This window comes from Arsenophonus sp. ENCA (genome assembly GCF_002287155.1).
Taxonomy (GTDB): domain Bacteria; phylum Pseudomonadota; class Gammaproteobacteria; order Enterobacterales; family Enterobacteriaceae; genus Arsenophonus; species Arsenophonus nilaparvatae.
Window position 1 is genome coordinate 1 of record NZ_NHNG01000218.1, and the last position, 684, is coordinate 684.

The 684-nt window shown below is 38.9% G+C and carries 2 protein-coding genes; one reads left to right on the plus strand and one right to left on the minus strand.

Annotated features, from left to right (window positions below; translation table 11 throughout):
* Positions 1-291: transposase (locus CBG25_RS05665; RefSeq protein ID WP_290603789.1), on the plus strand; the 291-nt coding region annotated here is incomplete at its 5' end.
* Here the strand turns inward: CBG25_RS05665 and CBG25_RS05670 are convergent.
* Positions 248-583, minus strand: a complete 336-nt coding sequence (locus CBG25_RS05670; RefSeq protein WP_290605193.1) for a hypothetical protein — start codon at positions 581-583, stop codon at positions 248-250. The genes CBG25_RS05665 and CBG25_RS05670 overlap by 44 nt on opposite strands.
* Positions 584-684: the final 101 nt, after the last annotated feature.

Genomic DNA, 684 nt, shown 5'->3' on the forward strand with positions numbered 1-684 from the left:
ATAGTAACAAACAAAGAGAATCCCACCCGTGAATACGTCAAATCTATCATGGATGCCCGTTGGTCTGTTGAAGTTTATCATCGAGAAGTTAAACAAAATTGTGGTATTGAACGCTGTCAGGCTCGCACGAGCCGAGCGCAAAGAAATCATATTTTTCTCGCTATTTCTGCGTGGTTTGAACAACATAAACGTCGTATATCTGAAAAAATAACCCTTTATCAACAAAATTGGGACGTAATCAAAAATGCTATTGCTGAGCACATCCGTGTTTTATTAGCGTACCCAAATTAGTTTTGTGCGAAACTCGTGAGAAATAAGGCTGCATGCCATCGACATACTCCAACGGCGATAAAAACAGGAACTCATGAGCATGGAAGAAAGTGCCCATGTAGCCATTTTCACTACAAAAAAGCGGTAAAAAATGGAACTGCCAAACGGTGGGCGATTTCCTGAAATTAGCGGGTAGATTGCACATCAACGAAAAAGGCACTCTTTCAGCGTGAACTTTCTCTATCAACGTTTTCAATTCGGCAGAGAAAATCATTAAACTAGTTGCTGAATAGAGACTTGCATTTTTTGTCACGCTATTGAGAATAAAAAGAGGTTTAACTTAGAGAATAAAGGTTTGAAATGATCAACAAAGAGCGGCTGTTACGAGATAATCGTTTATGTAAAGCAATCATT